A 5,169-nucleotide genomic window follows, 5' to 3' on the forward strand; every position below is an offset into this window, starting at 1 on the left:
GTTTCCGATCGCGCAATCCTTCGTCGCCGGCGCCGGCTTCGTGCTCACCTCGACCGCGATCGTCATGCAGCTTCTCGAGGAACGCGGCGAAATCGCCGCACCAAAAGGCCAGCGCATCGTATCGGTCCTGCTGCTCGAGGATTTGGCCATCGTGCCGTTGCTGGCCCTGATCGCGTTCCTGGCGCCCGGCGGAGCCGACACCAGCCTGTCGGAGCGGCTGACCGAGGTCGGCATCGGCCTCGCCGCGATCGTCGGCCTGGTGGTGGCTGGCCGGTATCTGCTCAATCCGTTCTTCCGCATCCTGGCGGATGCCCGTGCTCGCGAGGTGATGACGGCGGCAGCACTTCTGGTGGTTCTCGGATCCGCGCTCGCCATGCAGCTCAGCGGCCTGTCGATGGCGATGGGCGCATTCCTGGCCGGCGTGCTGCTGTCCGAATCGACCTTCCGCCATCAGCTCGAAGCCGACATAGAACCCTTCCGCGGCATCCTGCTCGGCCTGTTCTTCCTTGCCGTCGGCATGTCGCTCGACCTGCATGTGGTCGCCGCGAACTGGCGGCTGATCGCCATCTATGTCGTCGCCTACATGGTGATGAAGGCGTTCGGCATCTACATCGTCGCCCGTATCCTGAAAACCGGCCATCGCGAAGCTTTGGAGCGCGCGGTCTTCATGGCGCAAGGCGGCGAATTTGCCTTTGTCCTTTACTCCGCGGCCGCGGCGGTCGGCATCATCGACGGCAACGCCAACGCGACGCTGACGGCGATCGTCATCATCTCCATGGTGCTGACGCCGCTGGCGATCATCGCGCTGCGATACCTGACACCGCGCGACGAGCAGTCGCTCGACGGGGTCGATGTCGCCGATGGCCTGACCGGCAGCGTGCTGGTCATCGGCTTCGGCCGCTTCGGCCAGATTGCCAGCCAGCCGCTGCTGCTGCGCGGCATCGACGTCTCGATCATCGACAATGATGTCGAAATGATCCAGGCGGCCGCCGATTTCGGCTTCAAGGTTTACTATGGCGATGGCACGCGGCTGGACATCCTGCATGCCGCCGGCGCCGGCCGGGCGCGCGCCGTGCTGATCTGCGTCGACAAGGCCGATGCCGCCGTCCGCATCGCGGAGCTCGTCAAGGCTGAGTTTCCTTTGCTCACCGTGCTGGCACGCGCTTTCGATCGTGGTACCGCGCTGCAGCTCATTCGCGCCGGCGTTGATTATCAACTGCGTGAAACCTTCGAATCTGCACTTGTTTTCGGCGGCTCGGCGCTGGAATCGCTGGGTGTCGATCCGGAAGACGTGGCTGAAACGATCGAAGACGTCAGACGCCGCGACACCAACCGCTTCGAAACCCAGCTCGCTGAAGGCATTCGCGCCGGACAGCGCTTCCTGAGGGGCAATATCGGCACGCCGATTCCCACACCGCTCTCGACGCCGCGCCGCCCCGGCCAGGCGCTCAACGAAGAGACCGCCGGGGTGCTGCACAAATCCGAACCCGCCGATTGAGCAAGGAACCAGGCATGGAATTGGACAGCAGAGCCCTGTCGGTCACCAAATTCTGGCGCGATGCCGGCGAGGACGCGTGGTTCGAGAAGAATGGGGCATTCGATGCCGACTTCCGCAATCGCTTTCTCGATCTGCACTACGCCGCCGCGCGGCGTGAATGCGACGGCTGGCTGGAGCATGCCGAAGGCTCGCTGGCGCTGATGATCCTGCTCGACCAGTTTCCGCGGAACTGCTTTCGCGGAACCGGCCACATGTACGCGACCGACCCGCTCGCCAGATATTTTGCCACAAAGGCGATCGCGGCCGGCCATGATCTGGCGCTCGAGCAAGAAATCCGCGTCTTCCTCTATCTGCCGTACGAGCATTCGGAACTGCTCGCCGACCAGCACATATCGGTCGATCTGACCCAGACCAGGGCCGAACCCTACCTGAAGTATGCTGTCGAACATCGTGATATCATTCAGAATTTCGGTCGTTTTCCGCACCGAAACAAAATGCTTGGCCGCGAAACCACGCCGCAGGAGCAAACGTTCCTGGACGGCGGCGGATTCTCGGGCTGAAAGTTCGGCTGCCGCCTCATCCAGACGTCAGGCCAGCCACCAGTCCCGGCCGGACGACAAGCGCTCGATGCCGGACGTGTCGACGGCGACCAGCCGGTCCGTGATGCTGCGATCACCGACAACCAGGCCGGGCGCGATCTCGGCCAGCGGCGCCAGCACGAAGGCACGCTCCAGCATGCGCGGATGCGGCACCTCCAGCCCGGTCTCGTGGATAACGCGGTCGCCGAACACCAGAATGTCGATATCGATCAGCCGCGGCCCCCAGCGCTCCTCGCGCACCCGCTTCAGCTTGCGCTCGGCGTCGAGGCAGAGGTCGAGCAAGGCGCGCGGTGCAAGCCCAGTGGAAATTTCGGCGGCGGCATTGAGAAAGTCCGGCTGATCGAGCTTGCCCCAGGGCGGCGTGCGATAGAGCGAGGACACGCCGGTGACACGCGTGTCCGCGTCGGCATCCAGCATGCGCAGCGCCGCGCCCATTGATTTCGCCGGGTCGCCAAGATTGCCGCCAAGGCTGAGATAGACCGTGCTATTCGGGCCAGACAACGGTCACCTCGACGTAATCGAGCACGCCGGGCACCGGGGCATTGGGCTTGCGCACCGTGATCTCGGCTTTCTTGATCTGCGGAAAACGCGCCGTCAGCGCACGGGCCACTTCGAGCGCTAGGGACTCGATCAGGAAACGGCGCTGCCCGGTGATGATCTTTTCGATCACCGTGAAGGCAATGCCGTAGTTGACGGTGTCCTCGATGGAATCCTCGACAAGCGCCCGGCCGGGATCAACGGTGAGAGCGGCATCGACATAGAAGCGCTGGCCGAGCCGTTCCTCCTCGTCCAGCACGCCATGCCGGGCAAAGAAAGCGCAGTTCTTCATGCGGATGACATACATCGCTCAGTTTCTCGCCCGGTCGGTTTGACGCGCCAGCATAGCATCTGCGAGCGCCAATGCGTCCACGTTGAATGCGACATCGTGGACGCGAAACAGATCGGCGCCCTTGAGCCGCAAGATGACGCTGGTCGCCGCTGTTCCGACACCTCTGTCAGCCGCATCGCGGCCTGTGACCGTGCCGATGAAGCGTTTTCGCGACGTACCGGCCATCAGCGGCAAGCCGAGCGTATGCAGCTCCGAAAAGCGAGCCATCAGGTCGAGATTTTCCTCCGCCGTCTCCTTGGCGAAGCCGAACCCGGGATCGAGCACGATATGATCATCGGCAACGCCGTTCTGGCGGGCGATTTCGAGCGATTTACGCAGGAACGTCAGCTGATCGGCAATCACGTCCGGCAGCTTCTGGCGATCTCGCCCGGTATGCATGATGACAAGCCCGGCGCCGGTATCGGCGGCGATACGCGCAATGCCGGGTTCGCGCTGCAAACCCCAGACATCATTGACGATATGCGCACCGGCAGCTACCGCAAGCCGCGCCGTCTCGGCACGATAGGTGTCGACCGAAACCAGCACCTCGCTCACGCCCGCCAGCGCTTCGATCACCGGCAGGATGCGGGCCTGTTCCTGGCTGGCCGATACCGCGGCAGCACCTGGGCGGGTCGATTCCCCGCCGACATCGACGACCAGCGCCCCTTCCCCGATCATGCGCCGTGCCTGGACCAGCGCTTTTTCAGGGGCGTCGAACAAACCGCCGTCGGAAAAGCTGTCGGGCGTGACATTGAGGATGCCGACGACCACGGCCTTGCCACCAAGGTCGAGATGGCGTCCATGCGCCAACTGCCATCGCCTAGCCGTCATTGCTCATCAACCATGGAGTTCATCAACCATGTGTGATCCCTGGCGGATCAATTCCGTTGCGTCGGCAACGGCCGTAAAGCAAGGTGGTCGAAGAGGCAACATGATGAAGCGATCCATGCTTGGCATGAAACAATCCTTGGCTTGCGCGCTGCTGCTCGCCGTGACCCCGCTCCCGGCGGGTGCGGCCAATCTCGTCAAGACGTACAGCTATTTCGCCATTGGCGGCAGCACGCTCGAGGACATCGAGGCACAGCTTTCCAAACGCGGGCCGGAGGTGAAAAGCACGGGCATGCGGCACCCCGGCGCCACCCAGATGGCCTTCACCACCCGCATCAGCTATGCGCAGACATCGAGCTCCTGCCGGATCGCCGACGCTGTGGTGACCGTCAAGGTGAAGGTGATCCTTCCCGAGTGGCGCCGCCCGCGCAAGGCCGATGCCGATGTCAGGCTGTTCTGGGATACGCTGTCCGCCGACATCAAGCGCCACGAGGAGCGCCATGTGGAGATCGCCAAGAACCATGGCCGCGAACTCGAAGAGGCCCTGAAAGCCACCTACCCGCAAAAGAACTGCGATGCCGCCAAGGCCAAGGCCGCCGCAATCACCGCGGCTGTCCTGGCCAGCCACGACCGGGCCCAGCTCCAGTTCGACCGTGTCGAAAGCGTCAATTTCGAAAGCCGCATCCTGAGGCTTCTGCGCTACCGGATGGAGCGCATCGGGAACGGCCAGCTGCCGCCGGCCTGAATCCTGCCGAGGCGTTGAATGGCGGCGCAGGCCAATTGCGCTGAAGCTTAGTGCCAGCTTCGAAAAATTTTCGAGCACCGGTCGAAATCGGCCTATACGGGACGACATATGTCGGGTTCGCCAGGGCGACCTTCGAAAGATCAATGCGGCTAACGCGGTCAACACGCTGGAACGGCCGGATGGCGCCGGCCAGCCGCAAGCATACGGATGAATGGACATGGACCAGGCTGTCGATAGTCAGACGGTGGTGAAGGCCGACGCGCCTCTCAGCGAAAGCGAAAAGAACGCCATCATCGGTGGCGTACTCCTGTCGATGCTTCTGGCCGCTCTTGACCAGACCATCGTCGCGCCGGCGATGCCGACCATGGCGCGCCTGCTCGGCCATGCCGAATATCTGCCGTGGATCGTGACCGGTTACCTATTGACCGCCACCGCGATGGCGCCGCTCTATGGCAAGATATCGGACGTTTATGGGCGCCGGCCAACGATTTACGCGGCAATCCTCATCTTCCTTGCCGGATCCCTGGTCAGCGCCATGGCGCCTAACATGCTGGTCCTGATCGTCGGCCGTGCGATCCAGGGTGCCGGTGGCGGCGGCCTGTTTGCGCTGGCGCAGACCGTGATCGGTGAC

Annotated in this window: 7 protein-coding genes; 4 read left to right on the forward strand and 3 right to left on the reverse strand. The window is 63.4% G+C overall.

Annotation, left to right across the window (positions count from 1 at the left end; translation table 11 throughout):
• Positions 1-1,498, forward strand: a 1,498-nt coding sequence (locus tag EN935_RS21500) for a cation:proton antiporter (protein WP_127373588.1), incomplete at its 5' end; no start/stop codon positions are given.
• A 14-nt stretch (positions 1,499-1,512) separates the two neighbouring features.
• Entirely contained in the window at positions 1,513-2,058 is a 546-nt protein-coding gene (locus EN935_RS21505) for a DUF924 family protein (protein ID WP_127266263.1), read from the forward strand.
• A 27-nt stretch (positions 2,059-2,085) separates the two neighbouring features.
• On the opposite strand, the gene folK is transcribed toward EN935_RS21505, so the two are convergent.
• From folK to folP, 3 genes are read right to left on the reverse strand one after another with little or no spacing between them, the layout of a single operon-like run.
• The gene (gene folK / locus EN935_RS21510; protein ID WP_109669265.1) at positions 2,086-2,598 is read right to left on the reverse strand and encodes a 2-amino-4-hydroxy-6-hydroxymethyldihydropteridine diphosphokinase; all 513 of its coding nucleotides are present in this window, start codon (positions 2,596-2,598) and stop codon (positions 2,086-2,088) included.
• On the reverse strand, positions 2,582-2,941 hold the full coding sequence (gene folB, locus EN935_RS21515; protein WP_056582260.1) for a dihydroneopterin aldolase: 360 nt from the start codon (positions 2,939-2,941) through the stop codon (positions 2,582-2,584). Before folB ends, folK begins: the two co-directional genes overlap by 17 nt.
• A gap of 3 nt (positions 2,942-2,944) precedes the next feature.
• Entirely contained in the window at positions 2,945-3,796 is an 852-nt protein-coding gene (gene folP / locus EN935_RS21520) for a dihydropteroate synthase (RefSeq protein WP_127266012.1), read from the reverse strand.
• 124 nt (positions 3,797-3,920) lie between these two features.
• Here folP and EN935_RS21525 point away from each other — a divergent pair, with 124 nt between their 5' ends.
• Together EN935_RS21525 and EN935_RS21530 are read left to right on the forward strand one after the other, a co-directional pair.
• Complete coding sequence (locus EN935_RS21525; protein ID WP_164548866.1) at positions 3,921-4,538, forward strand: DUF922 domain-containing protein; 618 nt, start codon at positions 3,921-3,923, stop codon at positions 4,536-4,538.
• A gap of 217 nt (positions 4,539-4,755) precedes the next feature.
• A partial coding sequence (locus EN935_RS21530) for an MFS transporter (RefSeq protein ID WP_127373589.1) occupies positions 4,756-5,169 on the forward strand: 414 nt, incomplete at its 3' end.

The organism is Mesorhizobium sp. M7D.F.Ca.US.004.03.1.1 (assembly GCF_003998635.1).
GTDB lineage: Bacteria > Pseudomonadota > Alphaproteobacteria > Rhizobiales > Rhizobiaceae > Mesorhizobium > Mesorhizobium loti.